Origin of the sequence: Planktothrix serta PCC 8927 (genome assembly GCF_900010725.2) — a bacterium.
Classification (GTDB): Bacteria; Cyanobacteriota; Cyanobacteriia; order Cyanobacteriales; family Microcoleaceae; genus Planktothrix; species Planktothrix serta.
This window is the reverse complement of sequence record NZ_LR734879.1, coordinates 92810-117357: the sequence shown is the minus strand read 5'-3', so window position 1 is coordinate 117357 and position 24548 is coordinate 92810. Positions and strand designations below refer to the sequence as shown.

Below are 24548 nucleotides of genomic sequence, written 5' to 3'. Positions count from 1 at the left end.
TGTTATTTGGAAAAAAAAGGAAGATATGTTATAATGACATCATACTATTGATAATAACCATACAAACGATGAACAAAGAAAACATGATGCTAACATTGGATAGCGAGAAAAAAGCTGCAATTTCTGCGATCGCTACCTTAATGGAAAGGGATTTCAGCGACGTAGTTAATGAGGCGATTGACAGCTATCTGGACATTAATCAATGGCTAGGTTCAGAGATCGAGAGAGGTATTGGTGAAGCAGAAGCAAATGACTTTGCCAGCGATGAAGAAGTTCAAGGTGTTTTTGCTAAGTTAATCAATGAAAATTAAGTGGCTGCGAAGGGCGCTGCGAAATCTGGAGATAGTGTACACATATATTTCTTCTGACGATGCAGACGCAGCAAGGCAAACAATTGTGAGGATTAAGGATACTGTGAATCAATTAGCACAATATCCATTTATGGGAAGATATGGTCGTGTAGAAGGTACTAGAGAACTTGTCATTGCTAATACACCTTATCTTGTCATTTACCGAGTAAAAGAGGAAACTGTACAAATCATTCGGGTTCTTCATGCTTCCAGAAAATATCCAGAATGAGGGCAAGTTGTTTTGAAATCGGGGAATGAAGAAAATAAGAGCGATCGCACTTTCAAAAATCAAAATCATATCAACTATAAGCCTCATCATGACTACCAATATAATATAAGTTTAAAATCCCCTCTCCTGTTGACTCGTCTATTGTTTCCATATCAAAAATAATTCTACAATCATAGGCAACAGAGCAAGACCACAAACCATCCAGATTTACCTTTAATTTATGGGTTTTTAGGGATGGGATAAAAGGGTCTTCAGATAATAAAGTTATTACTGAAATGACTTTTTCTTGCAGTTGGGGATTCTTCTTTACTAATCTTTTAAATGACCTTTTAAAACTATTTTCATAGACTATTTTCATAAATTAGTCTGCCAAAAGATTTGCAATTGCTTCTTCCGCAGTACCACAAAAAGCTGTGCCATTTTTCTTGGCTTCTCGTGTCAGCTTGACAGATTTTAGTATTTCTTGTTCTTGTAACTCTAGCCGGCGTTTTTGCAGAAACTCAATCAGTTGATCTCGTTCTTCTGAAGTTAAATTATCAAATGTATTAATCAAATTTTGTTTAAAAGTGATGTTCATATTAATATTTAGTCGTTTTATCAAAGTTAAATTGATTATAGCAAAATATTTTTGATGTTCTGAAAATGATCGCCCGATCAAAAATCAAAAGAGCGATCGCATCTTCTAAACAAAAACTGATCGCCCCTAATAAAAAAGGAGCGATACCCGTATATTTCAAATTAAAATAGTGAGCAATAGTAGAAAATCAACCCACGAAAAATCACTGTAATCATTGAACTTTGGCTGCTTCTACAACATCCTGAACCATTTTAATGGCTTCCTTAATTGGCAGTTGACCAGATTCAACAGCACCGATTAATTGTTGGGCATCTTTAGGACTAATGAGATTAAGCTTAATAGGTTCTTTTAGGCAAAAAATGAATTCTGTTTTGTCGCTTTCTTCTACTTCAGAAGCTCTTTCTTTCGCTTCAATTTCTTTTTTCTGTTGTTTTAGTTGTTCTAACAATGAATAGCTTAAAGAATTTTTGAGCAATTTCAATCAGACTTTGAGTTACTCCCGTAATACCGTCAGATTGGCGATGTCCTTGATCTAAGCGATGACCTGAGATCGCACCAATAGTCACCCCTAATGCAGTGGTAATAGGGCCTAACAATGGGCCCAAAAAAGGAACCGAATATCCTAAAATTCCTACCGCCGCACCCACAGCCATTCCCATAACTAAATTTGGATTAGCTTGCACAAATTCGATAATTTTAATCAGAATAATTTTGCCAATTGCAATTACTTTATGACCAGCTTTTTTTGTATAGGTAACAAGTTGATGCAGACGAGTTGTCACTTCTAAAGGTAAACCGCTATCATTTAACCAAACAAACAAATCACTGCTACTCATGGAATCTGCATCGACTTGCCAGAGAGCTAATTTTAAGTTAGCTTGGGCGGGAGATAAGGCTGGCGTTGTCATAGTTTGCCTCGATCAACTAATTGAGTTTTTTCATGTCGATCTGACTGCCTTTTATGTTTGTTAAATCCAAGGCATATCAGGAATATTAATCGCTTTGATAAGTATTGTAGCTGATAACTTGGTTTTTGCCAATACAGGAAAACATTTATATGACTTACATTGAACCCGAAGAACAGCAACAGCAAACCCGCTTTAGGGTTTCTCCCCTGCTTAGACAATCTGCTATTTCAAATTTTAGTTAATCATTCAACAAAAAAATTTAAGAAACCTGGTTTCTAACCCAATTAGGAAAATGGCTATCTTAGAAACCATCATACATGAACTATCATCTAACTTTTAGGGGATAAAAATAAAAAGTTATTTGCAGTTAGGTTATGATGGTAAAATTTGAAATCCAGCTTGAATAAAATGATGATCTAAGGTTAAAGCTGTAACAATCTCTCGTTCTTCCATAACGATAAATGATAAACAATCAGTGAGGGAATAAGATTTGTCTTTATGCTTTTGAAAATATTGCCATCCCTGATTAAAGAAAGTCCGATCAATCTCTATTAACTCTATATCACGACTTTCCAAGAGACGATTACCAACTTCAACTGCTTTATAATGAAAGTTGCGACTATTAAAAAAAGTTACGACTTCATCAAAAATGTATGTTGTGGTTACTAAAAAAGGTTTGGAGCTTGCTAAAGCCACCCAATTTTGTAATACTTTTTTATGAGCGTCTTCATTTATTATTTCCAGAGCTAAAATATAGCTGGTATCTAAAAAATAGATATTTTTCATGGAATATACAGATAATGATCATGATTAACTGCGCCATCTTTTAGATCACATTCCACAGGGTTTGAACCTAAATCCCAAATCGAAGATTCTTTTTTGATACCCGTAATAATAATTTTTTCCTGTTCTTGAATGATTTCAAACTCTTGATTTTTTCCTAACATTTCTTTGGGTATTAATAATCCTTGATCTGTTGCTGTTAATCTCATTTAAAATAACCTCAATTGATTATGTTATTAATCTGTCGAGTAAGTTGGGCTATTCTATTATAATCTATTTTGATAGCGATCGCACTTTTGGAAAAAAAGCCTGATCACATTTTCTAAATTCGGAAATCCTGAATCGACACAGGAACCCTTGAAAGATACAATAAAGATATTCTAGTATTGGTTCTAACTCACTCTCTAACTAACATGATGAAACTTGACACTATTCAATCTAAACCGTCTTCAGGTTATATCGGTAAAGGTGCAATTATACTCACGATTTTAGCAGGAACAATGGCATTTACTAATCCTCCGCGAGAAGAATATCTCAATTATGCTTCTGATCAATTATCCGCAGAAATTAAAAAATCGATTTGTCAAGAGTCCCAAGTCCCGGAATTTTTAAAAGGACTTTCTAATACATTAGTCAATACTTGTAATACCTTAGTTACCACCCAACGCAACTTAATTAAAGATACGATTGATAAATCTACAACTCGACAAAATACGGTTTTATTTAGTGTTTATACCACCGAGATTGCCGGATATAAATATCAAACATTAGGAGGGTTTGGCAATTTTCTAACCTTTCCCACAAAAGACCCTAAAACCTCTCAATCTACCTCTAAATGATAGGTTGAGAATTGCCTTCAATTTCCTGCTTTAATTGCGTAATAAAACTATCTCGATTAACTTGATTTAGAATCTCTTTAATCGTCGTATCAATCCCATTTTCACCCCAAGTACAGCCCTTTTCTAAATACACTTGCGCCGCCTGACCCACCGTATAGGTTAAATAGGCAGAAATAGACGCTTGAGTAATCGCAATTCCCGCATAATTAGCGAGATCCGTTGCTAACCCTGCGGCACTTTTACCAAATCCTAATATCCAACCGCTTCCCATTTCTGCTAATAATAATCCTCCCGAACTCAATAGAATTTTTTTCCATAATTTCCCCGCTTCATAACTGGTCATCGGTAAACCATATAAACGAGATAAGGAACGAATTAAAATCAAATCGCTAATCGTTGCACCCAAAACATCTAAAATCGCAATCGGATTTAACGCTACAGCTAAGGCTTTATAGCGCGTAAATTTCCAGATTAATTCTTCCGCTTCCGCCGCTTGTAATTGAATACTTTGACGCGCAATAATACGTTCTGCTTCTCTTGCTTGAACTAACGCATTTAACGCTAAAAGCGATCGCCCTTCTCGATTTAATAACTTTAAAAGAATGTGTTTTAATTCATCAATTTGGGGCGGTGGAGACTCCCATTCATAAGTTATATGACCGTCCGGCCATTCAATTCTCAGTTTTACAGGTGCGGGTTCGGCTGATACTTTAACAATTTCAAATGGGGTTGAATGTTGAGGAATATCTATCTCAGTAGACGAAGAAAACTGATCTAATTCTGGGTTTGGAATTTTGGCTAATTGTTGTAAATTTCGATAAATTTTATCCTGTTCTATTTCCGTATATAAATCAATTTTATTAAACACAATAATTAACGGTTTATGAGCAGTTTGTAATTCTAAAAGGGCATCATATTCCGTTCGGGTTAAATCCCCCGATACCACAAATAAAATTAAATCCGCTTGGCGAGTTACTTCCTTTGCCATGTCCCCCCGAACTTGTCCGGCGACTTCATCTAATCCAGGGGTATCAATTAACTCAACTAAAATCGGATTTAGGTCTTCAATATTATCAATCCGGTTGGGTTCTTCAATATGAGATAAAGGTACACTCCAACGCACAGAACGGGGCCATTGTGTCACGCCATTTAAGGGGCCTGTTTGGAGAATTTTTTCCCCTAATAACCCATTTAAAACTGCCGATTTTCCCCGACTCACTAACCCAAATACCGCAATTCTAATTAACCCCTGTTCCAGCTTTTCTAAATTCGTTGATAAGACTTCTAACTGTTTTTGTAATGTCGCTTGTAATTCAGGATGAGAACTCCGCCGTTGACGTCGTAAATGGTGATAACGCGCCAAGGTTTGTTTTAAACTAGAACGAGCTTGATTAAAATGAGTATTCATTATATAAGTAGTTGTGCAAAATAAATGACCGAGTTGAGAAAGGGAACAGGGAACAGGGAACAGGGAGATGTAGGGGCGAGGTCTCCTCGCCCTTACAGAAGCTTTATCTCTGACAAAATTACCCCATTTATGAAGACGATAAAATTTCTTCTAGGGCAGGTTTAATCGTTGGATATTGATAATTAAAGTTGTAAGATAGGGTACGTTTAGGGATAACTTGTTGACCTTGGAGAATTACCTGCGCCGCATCTCCTAATAACATTTCCAGGGCAAAATCAGGAACCGGAAGCCAAGAAGGACGATGCAAAACTTCACCCAAAGCGTGACATAATTGCTCCATTTTTACCGGGTTGGGTGCGGTTGCATTCAGAACCCCTTCTAGTTGGGAATTTGTTAAACTAAATAGAATTAAATTGACTAAATCTTCCCGATGAATCCAAGAAAACCATTGATGTCCTGAACCTAACGGCCCCCCTGCAAACAGTTTAAAAGGAGTTAACATTTTTTCTAATGCTCCTCCCATTCCTAAGACAATTCCTAATCTTAAGATCACTAAACGAGTTCCGACTTCCTCTACCTGTTGGGCGGCGGCTTCCCAAGCCAGACAGACATTGGCGAGAAAATCCCGTCCATTGGGACTATTTTCATCAAACAGGGCCGTTTCGCTGGTTCCGTAATATCCAACCGCCGAAGCACTCACCAGAACACTCGGTTTAGAATCAGCTTGAGCGATCGCTTCCACTAATTTTTGAGTCGCCGTTGAACGACTTTCTAAAATTTCCTGTTTGCGTTGGGGTGTCCAGCGTTCATCCGCAATGGGGGCTCCAGCGAGATTCACCACGCCATCACAGCCAGAAATCGCCTGTTGCCAAGCCCCCGATTTCGTCGGAGTATAACCCACAATTTCTAACCCGGAAGAGACAGAACTGGGAAACACTCGTTTAGCTTGTTCTGGGTTGCGGGTCAGGACTAACACCGAATGGCCTTCCTGTTGTAGTCGTTCTACTAAACGACTTCCGACAAATCCCGTTGCTCCTGTAACTGCTACTTTCATTAAATAACTCTTAATAGCTGAATGGTCGCACCTGTGTCTTTAGATTATCAAATCTTTGGTACTTCCCCTGTGCGGGTAGCAAGCTAACATAGGGAGAAATAACCGCTTTCTTTCTGATCAGAAACATTCCTGAAAACCCCCGCTTGGAAATCATCATGCTGATCCAGAAAAAATCAAAACTGATCATAGCTGTTGCAGCGATCGCCTGTATCGGGAGTATCGCCACCGTCCTGTATTTAACTCATCAACGGTACAAAGCCTATAGTGCCTTAGAAACGGGCAAACTTGTGCCGGGTGAAGCGATCATGGCAACCTTTGTATCTCCCACGCCTCACGCCTTATCACAATTACAAAATTTTGGTACTCCAGAAACCCAAGCGTTAATCGGACAAGGAATTCAAGCCTTTCAAAAGCAAAGTTTAGCAGGCACAGCGATTAATTTCAATCGAGATATTCAACCTTGGATCGGCGGGGTGATGGTAACGTTACTCCCTCCCGATCCAGTCAAACCCGCCTCTGATCCGCAATTGTTAATGGTGGTGGGAATTAAAAATCAATGGAAAGCATGGCATTTTGCCCAAAAAGTAAAGGCTTCACCGGATATCAAATCTCAACAGAGTCAATATCGAGGCATTACCCTGTCCCGTTACACCGAAAAAAGCGGAAAACAGTACAATGTCGCGGTTGTGAATGATCAATTAGTGATTGCAGCCCGTCCTGAACCTGTGAAACGGGCGATCGATACCTTCAGAGGATCGCCGTCCCTTGTTAGTTTATCAGGAAAATCCGACCTGTTCTTTAAAAATGCAAACCTCTCTAATCCCTTAGTCACTGTATTTATAGCGGACTATGAGGGTTTTATGAAAGATTTAAGTACCACTTGGCCCGATGCTTCCCGTTTATCCGGTGAATCCTTATCTCCATTTAAACCGATTCAATCCGTTATTTTGGGGGTTGGGGTAGAATCGGAAGGAATTCGCTTCAAAACCATCGCCCAGTTCCGTCCCGATGGTGCTGTATCGCAGCATTCCCCAGAATTTGGGAAAATGGTAAATCGCTTTCCCACAGAAACCGTCGCCTTTGTCAATAGCCATGATCTCGATCAACTGTGGTTACAGTTTTTAACATTAGGAAAAAACAATCCCAATTTTGAGAATCTGACCCGTCAAATTCGTTTGGGACTGCAAGCGATTGATTTAGATGCGGATACAGAAGTTTTTGGCTGGATGGATGGGGAATTTGCTTTGGGTGCGATCGCATCGGAAAAAGGAGTGTTAGCGTCCTTGGGATTAGGGGGAGTATTGTTAATAGAAACCAGCGATCGCCCCGCCGCCGAACGAATGTTAAATAAACTTAATACTATTATTGCCAATAGTAATCCTCCGATTAATATTGAACAAAATACCTTAGCCGGAATTGCCGTCACTGAATGGAATGACCCCAAACAAGGAACCTTATTTGGGCATGGTTGGTTAAATCCCAATTTAATGTTTCTCGCCTTTGGGGGGCCAGTGGTGGAAGCGATTACCCAGCAACCCCAACAACCCCTGAACAAAAGCCAACGATTCCAAGAGATTAGCAAATCTTTACCCAATTCCCATCATAGTTATGTCTATTTAGATATGGAAAAAATTACCGCTTGGGCGATGGGATATCTGTTAGCGTCCCCGGCTATTTCCCTACAACCCAACCGGATGACAATGCTCAATTCCATTCGAGGTGTCGGGATCAGTGCCCGGTTTCCTGATGCTTCAGAGGTGGAAGTGGAGATGGTATTGGTGCTGAAGCCGAAAAGCTAGGACAACAGGCCATAAGCGACAGAGGCGAGGATTTTCTGTTCAACTCTAGTATTTTGGCTGCGGATATGGGTACGATGAGTGGGAGTGCAATGAGACAAGCGCAAAAATAACGAGTCTAACTTTAAGTCTTGCCGACTGGATAGCCTTCATCCCTTGACATCTAATTGTGATTTTTATCCCTCCTCCTGGCTGAGACTGAAGGTTTTAAGTAGTACGAATCTAGGTAAGTAGCTAGAACAGCCAAAATCTAACGTTAAAAAATCCCAGGTTAAAATAGTTTAGAATTCTCAAGGCTCAGATGATATTTTCTTGATCATGCCCAGGAGTCTAAAGTTTAAAGACGAATCATGCTAAAACCGTTTTTAGGTCTACCCAAAGCGTATGCGTATATTAATTTATTCCTATAACTACTATCCTGAACCCATTGGTATTGCTCCTCTGATGACAGAACTAGCCGAAGGCTTGGTCAGACGAGGGCATCAAGTGCGGGTTGTCACGGGAATGCCCAACTATCCTGAACGCCGGATTTATGAGGGCTATCAGCATAAGTTTTATCTGACGGAAGAACGCAATGGGGTGATAATTCAGCGCAGCTATATTTGGGTGCGTGGCCCTAAGCCGGGGTTATTGGATCGTCTGCTTCTCGATGGTAGTTTTATTATGACGAGTATGGTTCAGGCGTTTAATGGGTGGCGACCTGATCTAATTTTTGCAACGGTTCCGCCTTTATTGGTGAGTGTTCCGGTTACTTTTTATGCAACAGTTCGCCGTTGTCCAGTCATCCTCAATATTCAGGATATTGTTTCAGAAGCCGCCCTGCGGGTAAAATTAGTTAATCCTGATGGGATTGTGATTAAAACAGCCCAAGCCGTTGAACAGTTAACATACAAAAAAGTTGAGCGAATTTCTGTTATTGCCCAGAGTTTTGTTGATAAGTTAGTAAAGCAAGGGGTTCCTGAGAATAAAATTGTTTATATTCCGAATTGGGTAGATACGAATTTTATTCGACCTTTACCGGAGACGAATAATCCCTTTCGGATCAAGTATCAACTGCAAGATAAATTTATAGTTCTGTATTCGGGGAATATTGCTTTAACTCAAGGGTTAGAAACGGTTATAAAAGCGGCAACCTTATTAGAGTATATTCCTGAAATCTCTTTTGTGATTGCCGGGGAACAGGAAGCATTACAAGAGTTAGAGAATTTACGCCAGGATTATCAAACCCAAAATATTTTATTTATTCCATTAGAACCGCGTGAAAAATTACCGGAGATGTTATCGGCTGCTAATGTGGGATTAGTGGTGCAAAAACGACAGGTAACAGCCTTTAATTTACCCTCTAAAATTCCGGTTTTATTAGCGAGTGGCTGTGCAATTGTTGCCTCTGTTCCTGATACAGGAACGGCTAAAGAAGTCATTATCAAAAGTGGAGGAGGAATTGTGGTGCCACCAGAAGACCCAGAGAGTTTAGCTGAAGCGATTACACATCTTTACAAAAATCCAGATCAGCTAGAAGCTTTGGGGAAACAGGGTCGAAAATACGCTGAAGACTATTATGGCATTGAACAAGCGTTGAGCCTGTATGAAACTTTATTTGCAGAAGTGGTAACAAAATCTACACCCCTTTTAGAATCCCAGCCCGAATCTGTGAGACGATGATTTAGAGGTGATCACCCTTTCAGGCTAACTGTCCCCCATCCAGTCCGCTTTTCCAAAAGCTGAATTGTCCAAAATTAAAAATAAGGATTAAGATAATTAGAATAATCATTAGTTTTAGGGTTAATCGCTCTCAAGAGAAAACCTAAACAGTGATGTTTGGAATCCCTGCACTTCTAGGGTGGGGAGGATGTCAATATACGAGGAATACAAGAGCTTAATGTTTGATCACGCCAAAACCAAATACGCCTCTGATCCCGCGATCATCTCTGCCGATTCTGATCCCGATACCAGCAAGGAAACGGCACTGGCCGCCGCCCGCGCAGCAGATGACCGGAAAGCGGATAATATTCTGGTGCTGTGCGTATCAGAAATTTCTTATTTAGCAGATTATTTTGTAATTGTAACGGGCTTTTCTCAAGCTCAACTCCGGGCAATTTCTCAAGCCATCTCTGATCAAATAGAAGTAGAACTAGAACGGCTTCCCCTCAGAATTGCAGGTCAAAATGATGGTAATTGGGTGTTAATGGATTATGGCGATGTAATTGTTCATATTTTGTTACCTGAAGAACGAGATTTTTATAAATTAGAAGCTTTCTGGGGTCACGCCGAACAAGTGCATTGGCAGTCCTAAAACTCTACAAGGGTTGTAAGGATGTTAAAAAATAGCGATCGCTCTCCCTATATTACAAGAGATAGCGATCGCTAAAGATATAATCAAAGAGAATAAACATCCATCAAATTGCATCGGACAATGCAGAATTTTCTGACTGCTATTTCTGGATTCAAAAAATAATATGAAATCNCGACTACGCTCTTCAGCCTCGCCTTAGGCCCTGACTTACCCTCCGCGGACGAGCCGTGCGGAGGAACCCTTAGGATTTCGGGGTCTTGGATTCTCACCAAGNTTTCTATTCCCTATTCCCTCCTGTTCCCTGTTCCCTGTTCCCTGTTCCCTTGCCATCTGTAGCACTAATTTAAGGATTTCATATAAGTTTTTATGACTTATTGTAACGGAACATGGGTAGCAATTTTTTGGTTATCTGCTCCATAAACTTCTAAGGGGATTTGGGCATTTTGACTAATCGTTTCTAAAGCCACTTTCAGGACTTGAACGTGATTTTCAGCTTCAGAACGTTTCTTAGAATCTCCGCTTTGATCGGCTGTTTTAGCCGTGGATTGAATTTGATTCACATAATCCGATGTTAAACGAACTGTGATTAAATTTTCAGTGACACTGTAGTTACAAACTTTGGGATTTCCACTGCACAACTTCGTTAAATCTTGACGCGCTTTTTCTAAACGAGAGGTAACTCGATTTTTAACATCAGCCCGTTTCCAAGAATCATTATAGGTGGTTAAAAGGGGTTTGATTTTAGCAGAATAAGAACTACTTACCGGAACTTGTTTCGCATAAGTAACCGCCCGACTCCAATAGGTAACCGCCTCCGACCAAGCACCCCGTTGTTCTAAAAGTGTGGCTTGTTCAGCATTATTAACCGCTTGATTATAAGCATCTAAACCCACTTGTTCAATAGTTTTGCGATCGCGGGCTTCCTCTAATTTCGGTTGATAACGTGCTAATAAAACCTGTGCAGATTGATAAGCCGTTGTCCCGTAAGGAATCGTTGTTAAAGTATTAGCAGCAACTTGCCAAGTATCAAATACTTGTTTCCAACTGTCTGCATATTTTGCCACTCCTTGACGAGCTTCTGCGACTTGGGCGGCTTTTTTGGCTGTGGTTAAAATTTGTTCTCCATCCCGTTCTAATTTTAAGCGATTTCTCACCTCGGCTAAATTGCCTCTATATTGTTGCCATCGAGCTTGAGCAAAGGGATAAACCACACTACCACTCTTGACTTGTTCTAAAGATGCGATCGCTTGCTCCCACAAGGATTGCATCTTCACCCAATCTTCTATCGGATGGGGAGGATTTTGGCTAATTTCTGAAGCTTTGGCTGCGGTTTTTAATGCTTTTAATACCGAATCTAACTCATTAGATTCCTGGCGATAAACTGATAAAAGGGCTTTAGCTTCAGGATAATGGGGCGACCAAAAGGGAATCGTTTCTAATAGTTTAATTCCTGATTGTAAATCCTGTTGAGCTAAAACAGGGGCTTGAGCAGAAGCAACGGTTTCAATGGTTTGTTTAGATTTTTGATTAAAGTCTCTAGCAGTATCTACTTCCTGGCATTCTCCCATCACACAGGGGCGAGTCACGGTATAAACACATCCGAATACCACCACCAAAACCGCAGCAACTTGTGCCAATAAAACCGGATTAAATCGTTTATTAACGGGTTGTTCTTCGGGATAAATTTCGGAAGTCGAAGCATCGGGATCGGGAGAAGAACTTAAATTCTCTAAATCCTGAAGATCAAACGGATTGTCTTCCAGGTTTTCGGCTTCTTCCTCTTCTAAAAAAGGATTTTTAGTCTCTACATCAGAAGAAGTTTGACTGTTGTATTCTTGTTGTTTCTGCGTTTGTTCTAAAATTGCTGTTTTCATAATTTTGCCCCTAGTTTGTAAGACATTCTACAATTTGAAATTTTAGATGATAAATTTTATCAGGGTCTTCTGGAAACTAGGTCAAAGATTCATCTTCCCAGACTTCCCCTTATGATTCTCCATAACAGACTTGTTCAACAGAAAATCTTCCCCCATATTTTTTAAAAGGCTTTGTCGCATATCCTAAAGCCAGGAGACAACAAACATCAACCTCTTCTGGAATATTAAATGCGGCTTTGACCTGAGATGCAACAAATCCCTCCATCGGACAACTATCCACGCCTTGACATCCTCCCGACACCAACGATCAAGCTAATGGTGTGGGATTGACTCGGTTTGCACCTAATTGGGCTTGCTATTTACTTTAAACCTAACTCCCGTTTCAGTAAACTAATCGACTCGGCGCCAATATAATTGGGACAGCAGACCAGTTGGGGCTGACGAATGAGTTCCTCGCGGTGGGTGTGAACGAGATCTTTAACAATGGCATAACTGGCTTGATCACAAACAATTAGTCGCGCTGTCCGAACAATAGAATTAATTTTATAGGTATCCGTTAATTGTGCCGTCATCACTAAAATTTCATCCCCCCGCAGACTATGAATAATCACTTCCGTTGCTCGTAATAATCCTGAACTCAGACTGATGATCCCTAAATAAGTCCCTTTGGGTAAATCTCGAACTAATTCAATTTCCTTAGCAAAATTATAAATATCAACGGGAATCACCCGCACGGATTTTGGGGCGGCGATCGCTTCAGCTTGTCCAATAAAATAGCGACTGGTAACAACGGTGCCCGATGGAACTTTTTCTAACAGGTCGGGTAACTGTTCCATGGGAACTAACTGTACTGGAATTTTCAAGGCTTCTTCTAACTCCTGCGCCATCAATTGTCCGATCCCAATATCTTGAGTCGGCGCCGTAACTAAGACTCTCGCACTACAGCGTAATCGCCAATCAATTTCGCCCAGAAACATTTCTCTGGCTTGATTGAGGCTGCATCCGTGAGATAGTAATTCATCTAAACTGCGTTGAATAATTTTATTGGCTTCGGGAGAATGTTCTAAAATCGGCGAATGTAACCGAGATCCGCCTTCATGACCTAATGCTCGGACATAAATCCCTGATCCCGCCTGGGCTTCGACTAAGCCATTATCTTCTAATTGTCGATAGACTTTGCTAATGGTATTCCGGTGTAATCCCGTTTCCATGGCGAGTTGACGAGTGCTGGGTAAACGGTGTCCGGGGGGAAATTGTCGAGAGGCGATCGCAAACCGAATTTGATTAAACAGTTGGTTAGACGCTGGAATATCGCTATCAGGCTGAATATAAAACCGAACCATCTTTACATCTCCAAGGAAATCAAAACAAAATTAACAAAATATAGCAATCCTATTTGAGTTGTGTTCAAAATTTAGGCTTAAAAGGGAACAGGGAACAGGGAACAGGGAACAGGGAACAGGGAACACTGGATCTGGGGTAATACTTCTGGTTGTTTCATGTCAGTATTAAAAAGTTAAAACCTAATAACTATTGTGATTGAATTCACGACTAATTTCTTGGAGAACTCTATGAATTTTATAATTTTTTGTCATAGTTTCTATATTACCAGATTTGGGTATATCTGGGTATATTATCAAAAATGGGAGCCAGAAGACCCGCACCATAAGGAACGTTGGTGTCGGGATGAATGGCGGGACATCAAAAAACAAATTACAGATTCCGTGTTAGAATGTAAGACATGACAGAAAAAGCCTATCGCTACCGATTCTATCCAACTCCTGAACAAGAAGACCTGTTGAGGAGAACATTGGGGTGTGTTCGACTAATCTACAATAAAGCATTAGCAGCCAGAATCCAAGCCTGGTATGAAAAAAAAGAACGAGTAGGTTATTGTGAAACATCTTCCCAGTTAACTGAATGGAAAAAAGAAGAAGAACTGAACTTTCTAAATGATGTTAGCTCAGTTCCACTTCAACAAGGATTAAGACATCTGCAAACCGCTTTTACCAACTTCTTTGCAGGTCGGGCTAAATATCCCAACTTTAAAAAGAAACGTCATGGAGGTAGTGCAGAATTTACGTCATCTGCATTCACCTATAAAAACGGTAAAATTTATCTAGCTAAGAATAAACAACCTTTACTGATTCGGTGGAGTCGTCAACTTCCAAAAGAATGTCAACCTTCAACTATAACAGTTAAGTTAGACCCTAGTGGTCGATGGTTTGTCTCTTTAAGAATTGATGATTTAACTAATAACAAATTAGAACCCACCGATAAAAATGTAGGAATAGATTTAGGAATTTCTAGCCTATTGACAACCTCTGACGGTGTTAAGGTAGCCAACCCCAAACACTTTAATCAGTTATACAAAAAACTTCGACTTGCTCAAAAATCTTTGAGTCGGAAAATCAAAGGTTCAAAGAATCGAGAGAAATCTCGAAAAAAAGTAGCTCGAATTCATGCTAAAATTGCCGATTGTAGACGGGATTCTACTCACAAGCTAACCACTCAACTGATTCGGGAAAATCAAACGATAGTGGTTGAGGATTTAGCCGTGAGAAATCTGGTCAAAAATCCTAAATTAGCGAGAGCAATTAGTGATGCAAATTGGGCAGAATTTGTCCGTCAATTAACCTATAAAGCTGAATGGTACGGGCGAAAGTTAATCAAAATAGACCGATGGTTTCCCAGTTCCAAACGCTGTGGAAACTGCGGACACATTTTAGATAAATTGCCATTAAATATCAGGGAATGGGATTGTCCTAATTGTGGGAGACATCATGACCGTGATATTAATGCAGCAAATAATATTTTGGCGGCCGGGCTGGCCGTGTCAGTCTGTGGAGCGACCGTAAGACCGGAACAGAGTAAATTTGTTGAGGCAGGTGCGAAAACCCGTAAGGGACGGAAGCAGAAACCCAAGTCGTGAGCCTTGGGAATCCCGCACCATTAGCTTGATCGTTAGTGTCGGGAGGATGTCAATGATAGCACGGTGAAAGATCATGATAAATCAACCTATTCGCGCGGCTCATGTTCAGGTTCCTAATGGGGAATTACAAATTGATGCCTATCTTGCGGAACCCACCGGAGAAGGGCCATTTCCCGGTGTTGTAGTGATTCAAGAAATTTTTGGGGTAAATTCTCATATTCGAGATGTTACCGAACGCATCGCCAAAGCAGGATATATTGCGATCGCACCTGCTATTTATCAACGCCAAGCCCCCGGTTTTGAAGTCGGTTATACCGAAGCCGATATCGAATTAGGCCGAAAATATAAAGATCAAACCACCGCCAACGAACTATTAAGCGATATTCAAGCCACCCTCAACTATTTGAAAACCCTCCCCAACCTGCAACCGAAATTCGGGGCTATTGGTTTTTGTTTTGGGGGCCATGTTGTTTATTTAGCCGCTACCCTACCCGATATACAAGCCACAGCTTGCTTTTATGGCGGTGCTATTGCCACAATGATCCCCGGAGGCGGGGCGGCAACCATCACCCGCACAAAAGACATTCAAGGGGTTCTCTATGGCTTTTTTGGTACAGAAGATCCGTTAATTCCTAACGAACAGGTCGATCAAATTGAAACCGAACTCCAAAATCATCAAATTCCCCATCAAATTTTCCGCTACAAAGCCGATCACGGCTTCTTCTGCGACCAACGTAGCACCTACAACGCTGAAGCGGCCCAAGATGCCTGGATACAGGTTAAAGGTTTATTTGATCAGCAGTTAAGGGGTTAGGGGAGCAGGGGAGCAAGGGAGCAGGGGAGAAGGGGAGAAGGGATAACTGATAACTGATTACAGTCAACCGTCAACTCCTCAACTATGTTATGCTCAAATGATTGGAGTGTTGTTGAAGACGAGAGCAACGTTATAAGCAGGTTCCTAAGACCTTAATTTTTGTTTTTCTTTACTTTTTGCTATGGCTACTAAAAACCCGTCCTTTTCCCTTGATGATTTTGCCAAAGCCCTAGATCAACACAGTTATGATTTACACAAAGGGCAAATCGTTAAGGGTCAGGTAGAATCATATACCAGCGATGGTGCTTACATTGACATTAAAGGTGCTAAATCACCAGGTTTTATTCCCAAAAAAGAGATTTCTGTTATAGAATTTGAGGATATTTCCGAAATTCTGCCGTTAAAAGAAGAGCGAGATTTTCTAATTATTCGAGAGCAAAATGCAGATGGTCAAATGTTACTTTCCATCCGCCAATTAGAACTTAAACAAGTTTGGGATCAACTCCTTGATGTTCAAAACAGTGGTCAATCCCTACAAGCTAGAGTGACTGGAGTTAATCGCGGCGGTGTTACGGTTGAAGTTTATTCTTTACGAGGATTTATTCCCCGATCGCATCTTTTAGAAAAAGACGATTTAGAATCGTTAATAGAACAATCCTTAAATGTTAGTATCTTAGAATTAGATGTCGAACGAAATAAAATTGTTTTATCCCAACGGTTAGCTTCTCAATCCATCGGTTTTAGTCAATTAGAAGTCGGTCAACTCGTCGAAGGGAAAGTCATGGGAGTTAAACCCTTCGGTGTTTTTGTCGATATTGAAGGGGTGACGGGGTTAATTCACATTAAAGAAGTTAGCCAAAAATATGTTGAATCTTTACCCCAACTCTTTCCCGTCGGTCAAATGATTAAAGCGATGGTGATTAGTTTAGATGAAGGTCGCCATCGGATTTCTCTGTCTACCCGAATTTTAGAAAATTATCCGGGTGAAGTGGTTGAAAAATTATCAGAAGTGATGGAATCTGCTGAAGCTCGTTCTGAACGAGCTAGAAAGTTAATTAATCTGTAATTCAACCTTTAAAAATCCCCCTATATTTTAATTAATTTTAGGGGGAAAACTCACAATTTAGGTTTTAAGGGAACAGGGAACAGGGAACAGGAATGAAACCCAACACCCGAAACCCAACACCTGTTAATAGGGAATAGGGAATAAGGAACAATGATTCATGTTTTAGGGATTGATGGTGGCGGTTCTAAAACGGTTTGTGTGTTAATGAGTGCTGATGGCAAAATATTAGGACACGGACAAGCTGGGCCATCAAATTATCAAACAATTGGAATAGAAGCTGCTAAAATAGCGATTATTTCAGCAATTAAACAAGCGGTTGAACATAGTTTTTTAGCCTTAGAAGGGTTCGTTCCGATTCAAGGAATTAGTTTAGGATTAGCAGGGGTTGGACGTTCTGAAGATATTAAAATAATTCGCAATTTAATTGAAGAGATTCAAACCTCCTCAGAATTACCGATTGACTGGAAATTAACCCCGGAAACTATTATTATTAATAGTGATAGTGTAATTGCCTTAGTCGGTGGTTTAGGTCACTTTGTTGGTATTGTTGTCATAGCAGGAACAGGTTCCCATATATTCGGAAAAAATCATCACCGAATCAGTAAAAGAGTCGGCGGTTGGGGGTATATTTTAGGAGATGAAGGCAGTGGTTATGATATTGCTGTTCAAGGGTTAAAAGCGGCGTTACGTTCCTATGATGGTCGCTTAGAATCAACTCAACTGATTCCAAAATTTCAAGAGGTTTTAAGTTTAAATTCTATTGAAGAATTAATTCCCGTGGTTTACCGTCAAGGATGGAAAGTTAAAGATATTGCTAGTTTAGCCCCCATTGTGGATCAAGTTGCGGCTTCCGGTGATTCCATTGCTCAAACTATTATTAAAAATGCAGCCCATGAATTAGTATTAGCTACAGAAGTTGCTATTAATTCTTTATTTGAACCCACAGAATCCTTTGAAATTGTGGTCATGGGAGGAGTATGGCAAGGATTAGCCAATTTTCGCCGTCAATTTGAAGCTGAAATTAACGCGATCGCACCTTTAGCTAATATTATCTCTCCGCGTCATGAACCTGCTTATGGTGCTGGATTGTTAGCATTAGAAACACTAACTTAAAATTAAATAAAAACTATACAAAATGTCTACAATACTTGATCCTTTTCAACTACCATCTTTGCCCTTAGCTGAACGTAAAAAATTACCGGATTGTGCAGCTATTTACTTTGCCATAGATGCCAATAACAGAGTTCTCTATGTCGGCAAAGCCAAAAAATTAGTAGCAAGGTGGAAAAATCATCACCGCCTTTATAAGTTAGAAGAAATTGATAAAGAATGCTCTGTTAGAATTGCTTGGCAAGCATGGAATGAAGAGGACTTAGATGAAGCAGAGAGAAGCTCAATTAAACGATTCCAACCATTATTAAATAATACGGAAGTTGAAACACCTACTGTTGTACCATCAGAAGTTGTGTTGAGGGATTTTCTGAAAACTTTTTCACGACGATTAATCATTATTGGAATTGAGCCTAAAACCCCTGATAGGCTACTCAACGTTCATCTCAAATATGACTGGAAAGATTGTTCAGCTAAGGGAACAGCAGCAAAAATTAAAGAGTATATTAAACAGAATCAGAATCAAAATACAAGCCTTAAATTCAAACGTCATAGGTATAGCAATTTTAATTTATTTGCTGGAGAGGTTTTTCGTCCAGGCAGCAGAGAACAACGAACAAGAGCACGACAGCATCGTTCATTCAATAACCATTGGGAGTTTGCCTGTAATGGTGTTGTTATTCATATCACGCCTACAGATGACTTTCAAAAATATAAAAATCAATCTCAAGTAGTAAAACTGGCTGGAGTAAATTTTCGTGCCGTTATTGAAGAGGTATTTGTTGATGTAGAGAAAAACACTAATTACGAACTTTCTGGGCTGTCTTGTTTTACAAGTGATCCAGTCCCTCTACTCTGGCTCAACTCCTAGCTATCCAACCTTTTGAATATCAAAGATATTCCGTAGACTGATCCTCCACCCTAGACGGTGAACTTTTTTCCTCCTTCCTATTCCCTGCGATAACACAAATTTTCTAATAGCGTTTCATCGCCCGCTCCATCGCCCGTTTATCATCTTTTTGACGAATATCTTCCCGTTTATCGTGGAGTTTTTTGCCTCGGCCAACGGCAATGTCAATTTTAACTCGTCCGCCTTTGAGGTACATTTTCAAGGGAACTAAAGTTAATCCCTTTTGTTCGACTTGTCCTAAGAGTTTATTAATTTCTTCTTTGTGCAACAATAACTTGCGGGTGCGACGAGGATCATGGTTAAAATAAACGCTGGCTTTCTCAAAGGGTGAGATGTGGGCGTTCAACAACCAGGCTTCACCTCCGCGAATCAAAGCATAGGCATCTTGCAGGTTAACTTTACCCGCCCGAATCGATTTGACTTCCGTTCCCTGGAGGGCGATTCCCGCCTCATACGTCTCTAAAATCTCGTAAAGATAGCGGGCTTTGCGGTTGTCGCTAACAATTTTATATCCTTCTGTGTTTTTGCTCATAGTCTCAATTTAGCAGATGATTCGGTTTAATGTCTATTGGGGTCAGAAACCGGGTTTCTCAATTGATCTTTCTGTTAGTAGCAAAGGTTAACGCAGAAACCCGGTTTCTTGGTATTACAGATTTTTGTAAAGATTTATGGCATCGATTGAATGTAGGGGCGGGTTCAGTGGGGTTGCGGTTAATCAGAAAAGATCTTGTTGAACCCGCCCCTACAAACCCGTTGAAACGGGTTAATAAAATTAAGTCTTTAGTTATCTTTAGATAACTTCAGCTATTAGCCCGAACTTTAGTTCAGGGCTAATAGAATTTCTGTCCTAATTATTATTAATATAATAAATAACAGATAAACTGACCCTCTGAAGATTTTTAAGTCAATATTGATCAGAACAACCGAATCATCCTAGCATTAACAATAGGGTAAACTTATGCAGTAGAATCTAACCATCGATGAAATCAACTATTTGGGAACTCGATTTTTATAGTCGCCCCCTGCGGGACGAAGAAGGGAAGAAAGTTTGGGAAGTCTTAATCTGTGAAACCCCGCTTAATATTGAAGATCGCGCCGAGACGATGTTTCGCTACACCCAGTTTTGTCCCAGTAACCAAGTCAACTCAATTTGGTTAAAACAAGCCATTGAAGATGCGATCGCCAAAGTCCCTACACCCCCCTCTCGGATTCGTTTCTTTCGTCGTCCGATGGCGAATATGATTTCTAAATCCTGTAAAGAATTAGCCATTCCTTCCTCTGCCAGTCGGCGTACCTATGCCCTCTATCAATGGTTACAGGAACGCATGGAAACATTCTATCCCACTTTAGAAAATTATCAAGAGGGGGCTAACCCTTCCGTTCAGTTTCTGGAGTTCAAACCTCAACCGCTTCCTGATGCTTTGCGGGGGGATAAATGGGCGTTTGTGAGTTTAGAAGCGAGCGCCTTTTCTGACCTGTCAGAATGGGATATTAGCTTTGGTGAAGCCTTCGGATTATCAATGGTGGGGTTAACTCCAGAAACCTCTATTCCAGGGTTAATTATTTACTCCTCTAGGGCGACTCCTTTAGCCGCTTGGATGTCAGGATTAGAATTAGCTTATTTACGATTTGATAGCAGTTCCCGTCCTAGTTTATTATTAGAAACGGGGGAAAATGAAAGCTGGATTTTAGATAATTTAGCCGATGCTAAAACCCAAGGAGAAGCCCAAAATTTTGAAATTGCTAAACAAAAGGCTAAAAACGTGCATTTTTTAGCAGTTCAATCTGACCCTAATTCCGAATCCTTTGCGGGATTTTGGCTATTACAAGAACTAAAATTCTAATCCGTAGGGTGCGTAAGCGTAGCACACGCACCACTATTACTAAAATTCTAATCCGTAGGGTGCGTAAGCGTAGCACACGCACCACCTTAACCCCATGTTAAAATCAATATAGCAACCCTCAATAGGTTGTAATATTTTATCGTAGGGGTTTGGTTTCCAAACTCAGGTACAAAGAGGGTTGGGAGGGACGCCACCCCTACAGGATTTTTCAGAAATTATTGAAGATTGCTATATCCCTTATTTTTAAATGAGGATGAAACCATGACAACCCTAGTTTCTATTCCTGAATTAACTCAAAAGAACCAATGGCGACCTGCTACTTGGGAGGATTATTTGGGTTATGTTAATAATCGCCATTTAGACACTATTAATATTACATTTAATCAAGGATATTTGTGGATTGATATGGGAAATGAAGGCATTAATCACTCTAATGTGAATGATTTATTGAGTTTCTTATTTTATGTGTGGTTTTCCCGTGAACCTGGGGTCTTAGCAAATTCCTTTAGTGGATGTGTTATTGAAAAACCCAACCAACGGGCGGCTTCACCGGATAAAGTATTATATATTGGTGAAAATTCTCCTAAATGGCAAGAAGGAGAACCCCGAAGAATCAATTTAGAACAATGGCGAGTTCCTGATTTAGTCGGGGAAATTTCTGATACCACTTTAGCTATTGATTTAGATGAGAAAAAACAACTGTATGCCGCGTTAGGAATTCCTGAATATTGGGTGATTGATATTAGAGGAAAACGGGCGATCGCCTTTCGTTTACAAGAGAATGGAAAATACCAGGAAATCAACACTTCTCTGGCGTTAAATGGCTTACCTATGGTATTATTAGAATTAACCTTAGAACAATTAGAAAAAACCAATAATTTTAATGCAGCATTCTGGTTTTCTCAGCAAATTGTTAATTTAGAAAATCCTTAATATCGCACTGACTATAACTTACCCCAATCAGAGAACAATGTTATCATTATTATTTTACCTTTTAGATTCCTGCTCAAACCATTGAATTAACTGTTTAACAGTTAATTCTTGAATGGGAATATTTTCCGCTTGAGATGCTTGTTTTAAAGGCTTTAATGAAGCCAAGATTAACTGACTAAAAAAATTCTTAAAATTAGCATCTAGTTCTAATTTTTCTTGAAAATTCGCATCCTTTTCAATCCAGCTTTGAACTTGCTCCGGTTTAATATTTTCAATAATAATTTCTTCGTTTTGAGAAATTTGTTTCAAACACCGTAACGCATAAATTGCTAACCGCGTTGAAAACTTCTCCTTAGAAGATAATAACGCCGCATCCACTTGAATTGCTTCGTCCTCAGTTAAAAATTCCATAGGTTTTATTGATTAGTTAATATACCAGTCGCAGCACCACAGTTAGGACAAAGATTGATGTAACAAACCAGATATTGTGTCTGTCTTTTCCTCCGGTGTTCCCCGTCCCTGTTCCCTGTTTCCTCCGATAATTAAATAGCCACAACGATGTTCCCCATTCACAATCCAATGGGTTCTTTCTACCGTACAATCTTCTAAAATAGCCCCAAACATTTCTAATTCATGACCACACACACTGGGAAAAGATTCGGCAACATTAGAAATGGCACAATTATGTTCCGTTAAAATATAACGTTCTCGCTGAGTATCCAATTGTTCTGACTCCACCGCATACCACTCAGCCATATACCCTTCGGCTTTTCTTAATTCAACTAATTTTTCTACCCGTTCTTTCAGCGAACCCTGCCCAACTTTTTCCCGATATTGGATAGCTTTTCGTTGCCATTGTTTGTGTAAAATTTGACTGACCTGTTCATGTCCGACAGTTTGCGCTAAAGTATCGAGGAAGGAAATCGCAAACTCATCATAACGGTTCGGAAAATGTTCCCGTCCTTGAGTCGTCAGTTCATAAACGTGCTGAGGTCGCCCCATCCCCACCTGAACCGAATTATAGGCAATTAACCCCTCCAGTTCCAAATCTTTGAGATGGCGACGAATGGCTTGGGGACTAATATCAAGGGTTTCCGCTAACTCCTGGGCCGTTGCCTGTCCCTGCTTGAGAAGGAGTTGCAGAATATCGTGTTTCGTGGATTGCTGCTGAGTGGTGGCCATCGTCTTAACAAAAATTAATGAATTTGGACTTTGACAATACGCTTGTTGTTAATGTAGCTTAAAATAGACTTAAGTAACAAATCTGTTGCTTAAGTCTACAGCTTACCACCCGTCTGTCATCCGTTGAGAACCGTCGAACACTAAATTTAAGCTTATGAGTGCTTCCGTCAAAACCCTAGTCAACCAACCGTACAAATACGGTTTTGTCACCGATATTGAGTCAGACACCATACCCCGTGGACTCAGTGAGGATGTTATTCGCCTGATTTCGGCTAAAAAAAATGAGCCAGAATTCATGCTCAACTTCCGTTTACGAGCCTATCAACAATGGCTAAAAATGGCAGAACCCACTTGGCCCCATATCAATTATCCGGCCATTGACTATCAATCTATTATCTACTATTCCGCTCCCAAAGTTGAAAAGAAAAAAACCAGTTTAGAAGAAGTTGACCCCACTTTATTAGAAACGTTTGAAAAATTAGGCATCCCCTTAAGCGAACAGAAACGTCTTTCTAATGTGGCGGTTGATGCTGTCTTTGATAGTGTTTCTATTGCCACAACCTTTAAAGAAAAATTAGCGGAAGATGGGGTAATTTTCTGTTCTATTTCTGAAGCGGTCAAGGAACATCCTGAACTGGTTGAAAAATATTTAGGCAGTGTGGTTCCCGTTGGCGATAATTTCTTCGCGGCGTTGAATTCTGCGGTGTTTAGTGATGGGTCATTTGTTTATATTCCTAAAGACGTTCAATGTCCGATGGATTTGTCTACCTATTTTCGGATTAATAATGGAGATTCGGGACAGTTTGAACGTACCTTAATTGTAGCAGAATCAGGTAGTTCTGTCACCTATTTAGAAGGCTGTACCGCCCCGATGTTTGATACTAATCAACTGCACGCTGCTGTTGTGGAATTAGTCACTTTAGACAATGCGGAAATCAAATATTCTACGGTGCAGAATTGGTACGCCGGAGATGAACAAGGCAAAGGCGGAATTTACAACTTTGTCACCAAACGGGGATTATGTAAAGGCGTAAATTCTAAGATTTCTTGGACTCAAGTAGAAACCGGGTCTGCTATTACTTGGAAATATCCCAGTTGTCTATTAGTGGGGGATAATTCAGTGGGTGAATTTTATTCCGTTGCCCTGACTAATAATAAACAACAAGCGGACACCGGAACCAAAATGATCCATATTGGCAAAAATACCCGGAGCACGATTATTTCTAAAGGAATTTCTGCCGGGAAATCCTCCAATAGTTATCGGGGTTTAGTCAAAATGGGGCCGAAAGCGGCAGGCGCGAGAAATTATTCTCAATGTGATTCTATGTTAATCGGAGATCGAGCGCAAGCCAATACTTTTCCCTATATTCAAGTGGAAAATAATAGTGCCAAAGTTGAACATGAAGCGTCTACTTCTAAAATTGGAGAAGACCAACTGTTCTATTTTTCCCAACGGGGAATTTCTGCCGAAGATGCTGTATCAATGATGATTAGCGGTTTCTGTAAAGATGTGTTCAATAAATTACCGATGGAATTTGCCGTCGAAGCTGATAAATTATTGAGCTTAAAATTAGAAGGAACTGTTGGTTAATCATTCCTTTCCTCCTCTCGCCCCCCTCGTTTCTAGGTTCTACCTAGAAACGAAA

Annotated in this window: 30 protein-coding genes; 15 read left to right on the top strand and 15 right to left on the bottom strand. The window is 40.0% G+C overall.

The window, feature by feature from the left end:
* Positions 1-68 precede the first annotated feature (68 nt).
* Both PL8927_RS21675 and PL8927_RS21670 read left to right on the top strand, forming a co-directional pair.
* Positions 69-311, top strand: coding sequence for a CopG family ribbon-helix-helix protein (locus tag PL8927_RS21675; protein WP_083625538.1), 243 nt, complete (start codon positions 69-71; stop codon positions 309-311).
* Positions 301-579, top strand: a complete 279-nt coding sequence (locus PL8927_RS21670; protein WP_083625537.1) for a type II toxin-antitoxin system RelE/ParE family toxin — start codon at positions 301-303, stop codon at positions 577-579. The genes PL8927_RS21675 and PL8927_RS21670 overlap by 11 nt, the downstream gene beginning before the upstream one ends.
* 70 nt (positions 580-649) lie before the next feature.
* Here PL8927_RS21670 and PL8927_RS21665 read toward each other — a convergent pair whose 3' ends face one another.
* The 7 genes from PL8927_RS21665 to PL8927_RS21635 all read right to left on the bottom strand — a co-directional run bounded on the left by PL8927_RS21665 (position 650) and on the right by PL8927_RS21635 (position 3056).
* Entirely contained in the window at positions 650-937 is a 288-nt protein-coding gene (locus tag PL8927_RS21665; RefSeq protein WP_083625536.1) for a type II toxin-antitoxin system RelE/ParE family toxin, read from the bottom strand.
* A gap of 3 nt (positions 938-940) precedes the next feature.
* A complete protein-coding gene (locus PL8927_RS21660; protein WP_036832737.1) occupies positions 941-1156 on the bottom strand; it encodes a hypothetical protein in 216 nt (71 codons plus the stop codon).
* 1 nt (position 1157) lies between these two features.
* Positions 1158-1316, bottom strand: coding sequence for a hypothetical protein (locus tag PL8927_RS21655; RefSeq protein ID WP_156093279.1), 159 nt, complete (start codon positions 1314-1316; stop codon positions 1158-1160).
* 51 nt (positions 1317-1367) lie between these two features.
* A complete protein-coding gene (locus PL8927_RS21650; protein WP_197047510.1) occupies positions 1368-1604 on the bottom strand; it encodes a hypothetical protein in 237 nt (78 codons plus the stop codon).
* A complete protein-coding gene (locus PL8927_RS21645; protein ID WP_083625535.1) occupies positions 1567-2064 on the bottom strand; it encodes a DUF2273 domain-containing protein in 498 nt (165 codons plus the stop codon). The genes PL8927_RS21650 and PL8927_RS21645 overlap by 38 nt, the downstream gene beginning before the upstream one ends.
* A gap of 372 nt (positions 2065-2436) precedes the next feature.
* Positions 2437-2850 (bottom strand): type II toxin-antitoxin system VapC family toxin, encoded by a 414-nt coding sequence (locus tag PL8927_RS21640; protein WP_083625534.1) that lies wholly within the window; start codon positions 2848-2850, stop codon positions 2437-2439.
* Positions 2847-3056 (bottom strand): hypothetical protein, encoded by a 210-nt coding sequence (locus PL8927_RS21635; RefSeq protein ID WP_083625533.1) that lies wholly within the window; start codon positions 3054-3056, stop codon positions 2847-2849. The genes PL8927_RS21640 and PL8927_RS21635 overlap by 4 nt, the downstream gene beginning before the upstream one ends.
* 207 nt (positions 3057-3263) lie before the next feature.
* Here PL8927_RS21635 and PL8927_RS21630 point away from each other — a divergent pair, with 207 nt between their 5' ends.
* A complete protein-coding gene (locus PL8927_RS21630; RefSeq protein ID WP_231506104.1) occupies positions 3264-3686 on the top strand; it encodes a DUF4359 domain-containing protein in 423 nt (140 codons plus the stop codon).
* Here the strand turns inward: PL8927_RS21630 and PL8927_RS21625 are convergent.
* Together PL8927_RS21625 and thyD are read right to left on the bottom strand one after the other, a co-directional pair.
* Entirely contained in the window at positions 3679-5094 is a 1416-nt protein-coding gene (locus tag PL8927_RS21625) for a GTP-binding protein (RefSeq protein ID WP_083625531.1), read from the bottom strand. The genes PL8927_RS21630 and PL8927_RS21625 overlap by 8 nt on opposite strands.
* Before the next feature lie 127 nt (positions 5095-5221).
* Positions 5222-6148 carry a thylakoid membrane protein ThyD gene (thyD, locus tag PL8927_RS21620; RefSeq protein ID WP_083625530.1) on the bottom strand — a complete coding sequence of 309 codons (927 nt, stop codon included), beginning with the start codon at positions 6146-6148 and terminating at the stop codon, positions 5222-5224.
* Positions 6149-6303: 155 nt separating this feature from the next.
* Here thyD and PL8927_RS21615 point away from each other — a divergent pair, with 155 nt between their 5' ends.
* From PL8927_RS21615 to rsfS, 3 genes are all read left to right on the top strand, one after another.
* Positions 6304-7947, top strand: coding sequence for a DUF3352 domain-containing protein (locus tag PL8927_RS21615; protein ID WP_083625529.1), 1644 nt, complete (start codon positions 6304-6306; stop codon positions 7945-7947).
* A 381-nt stretch (positions 7948-8328) separates the two neighbouring features.
* A complete protein-coding gene (locus PL8927_RS21610; RefSeq protein WP_083625528.1) occupies positions 8329-9606 on the top strand; it encodes a WcaI family glycosyltransferase in 1278 nt (425 codons plus the stop codon).
* A 187-nt stretch (positions 9607-9793) separates the two neighbouring features.
* Entirely contained in the window at positions 9794-10237 is a 444-nt protein-coding gene (rsfS, locus tag PL8927_RS21605) for a ribosome silencing factor (RefSeq protein ID WP_231506103.1), read from the top strand.
* A 371-nt stretch (positions 10238-10608) separates the two neighbouring features.
* Here rsfS and PL8927_RS21600 read toward each other — a convergent pair whose 3' ends face one another.
* The 3 genes from PL8927_RS21600 to PL8927_RS21590 all read right to left on the bottom strand — a co-directional run bounded on the left by PL8927_RS21600 (position 10609) and on the right by PL8927_RS21590 (position 13454).
* Positions 10609-12111: a hypothetical protein gene (locus PL8927_RS21600; RefSeq protein WP_083625526.1), complete on the bottom strand. Its 1503-nt coding sequence runs from the start codon at positions 12109-12111 to the stop codon at positions 10609-10611.
* Between the two features lie 109 nt (positions 12112-12220).
* Positions 12221-12391 (bottom strand): nitroreductase family protein, encoded by a 171-nt coding sequence (locus PL8927_RS21595; RefSeq protein WP_331281856.1) that lies wholly within the window; start codon positions 12389-12391, stop codon positions 12221-12223.
* Positions 12392-12470: 79 nt separating this feature from the next.
* Complete coding sequence (locus PL8927_RS21590) at positions 12471-13454, bottom strand: GntR family transcriptional regulator (protein WP_083625525.1); 984 nt, start codon at positions 13452-13454, stop codon at positions 12471-12473.
* A 228-nt stretch (positions 13455-13682) separates the two neighbouring features.
* Here PL8927_RS21590 and PL8927_RS21585 point away from each other — a divergent pair, with 228 nt between their 5' ends.
* From PL8927_RS21585 to PL8927_RS21560, 6 genes are all read left to right on the top strand, one after another.
* On the top strand, positions 13683-13856 hold the full coding sequence (locus tag PL8927_RS21585; RefSeq protein WP_156093278.1) for a hypothetical protein: 174 nt from the start codon (positions 13683-13685) through the stop codon (positions 13854-13856).
* Positions 13853-15043 carry an RNA-guided endonuclease InsQ/TnpB family protein gene (locus PL8927_RS21580; RefSeq protein ID WP_083625524.1) on the top strand — a complete coding sequence of 397 codons (1191 nt, stop codon included), beginning with the start codon at positions 13853-13855 and terminating at the stop codon, positions 15041-15043. Before PL8927_RS21585 ends, PL8927_RS21580 begins: the two co-directional genes overlap by 4 nt.
* A 73-nt stretch (positions 15044-15116) precedes the next feature.
* The gene (locus PL8927_RS21575; RefSeq protein WP_083625523.1) at positions 15117-15857 is read left to right on the top strand and encodes a dienelactone hydrolase family protein; all 741 of its coding nucleotides are present in this window, start codon (positions 15117-15119) and stop codon (positions 15855-15857) included.
* 181 nt (positions 15858-16038) lie between these two features.
* Complete coding sequence (locus PL8927_RS21570) at positions 16039-16923, top strand: S1 RNA-binding domain-containing protein (RefSeq protein ID WP_083625522.1); 885 nt, start codon at positions 16039-16041, stop codon at positions 16921-16923.
* Positions 16924-17073: 150 nt separating this feature from the next.
* The gene (locus tag PL8927_RS21565; RefSeq protein ID WP_083625521.1) at positions 17074-18036 is read left to right on the top strand and encodes an N-acetylglucosamine kinase; all 963 of its coding nucleotides are present in this window, start codon (positions 17074-17076) and stop codon (positions 18034-18036) included.
* A gap of 22 nt (positions 18037-18058) precedes the next feature.
* Positions 18059-18904 (top strand): GIY-YIG nuclease family protein, encoded by an 846-nt coding sequence (locus tag PL8927_RS21560; RefSeq protein WP_083625520.1) that lies wholly within the window; start codon positions 18059-18061, stop codon positions 18902-18904.
* Positions 18905-19007: 103 nt separating this feature from the next.
* Here PL8927_RS21560 and smpB read toward each other — a convergent pair whose 3' ends face one another.
* Complete coding sequence (smpB, locus tag PL8927_RS21555) at positions 19008-19475, bottom strand: SsrA-binding protein SmpB (protein WP_083625519.1); 468 nt, start codon at positions 19473-19475, stop codon at positions 19008-19010.
* A gap of 448 nt (positions 19476-19923) precedes the next feature.
* On the opposite strand from smpB, the gene PL8927_RS21550 reads away from it, so the two are divergent.
* Positions 19924-20787 carry a Tab2/Atab2 family RNA-binding protein gene (locus tag PL8927_RS21550; protein WP_083625517.1) on the top strand — a complete coding sequence of 288 codons (864 nt, stop codon included), beginning with the start codon at positions 19924-19926 and terminating at the stop codon, positions 20785-20787.
* Between the two features lie 261 nt (positions 20788-21048).
* A complete protein-coding gene (locus PL8927_RS21545; RefSeq protein ID WP_083625516.1) occupies positions 21049-21720 on the top strand; it encodes a Uma2 family endonuclease in 672 nt (223 codons plus the stop codon).
* 54 nt (positions 21721-21774) lie between these two features.
* Here PL8927_RS21545 and PL8927_RS21540 read toward each other — a convergent pair whose 3' ends face one another.
* On the bottom strand, positions 21775-22131 hold the full coding sequence (locus PL8927_RS21540; RefSeq protein WP_083625515.1) for a hypothetical protein: 357 nt from the start codon (positions 22129-22131) through the stop codon (positions 21775-21777).
* Positions 22132-22173: 42 nt separating this feature from the next.
* Positions 22174-22902 carry an iron-sulfur cluster biosynthesis transcriptional regulator SufR gene (gene sufR, locus PL8927_RS21535; RefSeq protein ID WP_083625514.1) on the bottom strand — a complete coding sequence of 243 codons (729 nt, stop codon included), beginning with the start codon at positions 22900-22902 and terminating at the stop codon, positions 22174-22176.
* Between the two features lie 154 nt (positions 22903-23056).
* Between sufR and sufB the strand changes: the two genes are divergently transcribed.
* Complete coding sequence (sufB, locus tag PL8927_RS21530; protein WP_083625513.1) at positions 23057-24493, top strand: Fe-S cluster assembly protein SufB; 1437 nt, start codon at positions 23057-23059, stop codon at positions 24491-24493.
* Positions 24494-24548 lie beyond the last annotated feature (55 nt).

What these genes read in the sequence shown, in the direction of transcription:
- PL8927_RS21675 (WP_083625538.1), top strand. Translation starts at nt 69, where the DNA reads ATGAACAAAGAAAACATGATGCTAACATTGGATAGCGAGAAAAAAGCT.
- PL8927_RS21670 (WP_083625537.1), top strand. Translation starts at nt 301, where the DNA reads ATGAAAATTAAGTGGCTGCGAAGGGCGCTGCGAAATCTGGAGATAGTG.
- PL8927_RS21665 (WP_083625536.1), bottom strand. Translation starts at nt 937, where the DNA reads ATGAAAATAGTCTATGAAAATAGTTTTAAAAGGTCATTTAAAAGATTA.
- PL8927_RS21660 (WP_036832737.1), bottom strand. Translation starts at nt 1,156, where the DNA reads ATGAACATCACTTTTAAACAAAATTTGATTAATACATTTGATAATTTA.
- PL8927_RS21645 (WP_083625535.1), bottom strand. Translation starts at nt 2,064, where the DNA reads ATGACAACGCCAGCCTTATCTCCCGCCCAAGCTAACTTAAAATTAGCT.
- PL8927_RS21640 (WP_083625534.1), bottom strand. Translation starts at nt 2,850, where the DNA reads ATGAAAAATATCTATTTTTTAGATACCAGCTATATTTTAGCTCTGGAA.
- PL8927_RS21635 (WP_083625533.1), bottom strand. Translation starts at nt 3,056, where the DNA reads ATGAGATTAACAGCAACAGATCAAGGATTATTAATACCCAAAGAAATG.
- PL8927_RS21630 (WP_231506104.1), top strand. Translation starts at nt 3,264, where the DNA reads ATGAAACTTGACACTATTCAATCTAAACCGTCTTCAGGTTATATCGGT.
- PL8927_RS21625 (WP_083625531.1), bottom strand. Translation starts at nt 5,094, where the DNA reads ATGAATACTCATTTTAATCAAGCTCGTTCTAGTTTAAAACAAACCTTG.
- thyD (WP_083625530.1), bottom strand. Translation starts at nt 6,148, where the DNA reads ATGAAAGTAGCAGTTACAGGAGCAACGGGATTTGTCGGAAGTCGTTTA.
- PL8927_RS21615 (WP_083625529.1), top strand. Translation starts at nt 6,304, where the DNA reads ATGCTGATCCAGAAAAAATCAAAACTGATCATAGCTGTTGCAGCGATC.
- PL8927_RS21610 (WP_083625528.1), top strand. Translation starts at nt 8,329, where the DNA reads ATGCGTATATTAATTTATTCCTATAACTACTATCCTGAACCCATTGGT.
- rsfS (WP_231506103.1), top strand. Translation starts at nt 9,794, where the DNA reads ATGTCAATATACGAGGAATACAAGAGCTTAATGTTTGATCACGCCAAA.
- PL8927_RS21600 (WP_083625526.1), bottom strand. Translation starts at nt 12,111, where the DNA reads ATGAAAACAGCAATTTTAGAACAAACGCAGAAACAACAAGAATACAAC.
- PL8927_RS21590 (WP_083625525.1), bottom strand. Translation starts at nt 13,454, where the DNA reads ATGGTTCGGTTTTATATTCAGCCTGATAGCGATATTCCAGCGTCTAAC.
- PL8927_RS21585 (WP_156093278.1), top strand. Translation starts at nt 13,683, where the DNA reads ATGAATTTTATAATTTTTTGTCATAGTTTCTATATTACCAGATTTGGG.
- PL8927_RS21580 (WP_083625524.1), top strand. Translation starts at nt 13,853, where the DNA reads ATGACAGAAAAAGCCTATCGCTACCGATTCTATCCAACTCCTGAACAA.
- PL8927_RS21575 (WP_083625523.1), top strand. Translation starts at nt 15,117, where the DNA reads ATGATAAATCAACCTATTCGCGCGGCTCATGTTCAGGTTCCTAATGGG.
- PL8927_RS21570 (WP_083625522.1), top strand. Translation starts at nt 16,039, where the DNA reads ATGGCTACTAAAAACCCGTCCTTTTCCCTTGATGATTTTGCCAAAGCC.
- PL8927_RS21565 (WP_083625521.1), top strand. Translation starts at nt 17,074, where the DNA reads ATGATTCATGTTTTAGGGATTGATGGTGGCGGTTCTAAAACGGTTTGT.
- PL8927_RS21560 (WP_083625520.1), top strand. Translation starts at nt 18,059, where the DNA reads ATGTCTACAATACTTGATCCTTTTCAACTACCATCTTTGCCCTTAGCT.
- smpB (WP_083625519.1), bottom strand. Translation starts at nt 19,475, where the DNA reads ATGAGCAAAAACACAGAAGGATATAAAATTGTTAGCGACAACCGCAAA.
- PL8927_RS21550 (WP_083625517.1), top strand. Translation starts at nt 19,924, where the DNA reads ATGAAATCAACTATTTGGGAACTCGATTTTTATAGTCGCCCCCTGCGG.
- PL8927_RS21545 (WP_083625516.1), top strand. Translation starts at nt 21,049, where the DNA reads ATGACAACCCTAGTTTCTATTCCTGAATTAACTCAAAAGAACCAATGG.
- PL8927_RS21540 (WP_083625515.1), bottom strand. Translation starts at nt 22,131, where the DNA reads ATGGAATTTTTAACTGAGGACGAAGCAATTCAAGTGGATGCGGCGTTA.
- sufR (WP_083625514.1), bottom strand. Translation starts at nt 22,902, where the DNA reads ATGGCCACCACTCAGCAGCAATCCACGAAACACGATATTCTGCAACTC.
- sufB (WP_083625513.1), top strand. Translation starts at nt 23,057, where the DNA reads ATGAGTGCTTCCGTCAAAACCCTAGTCAACCAACCGTACAAATACGGT.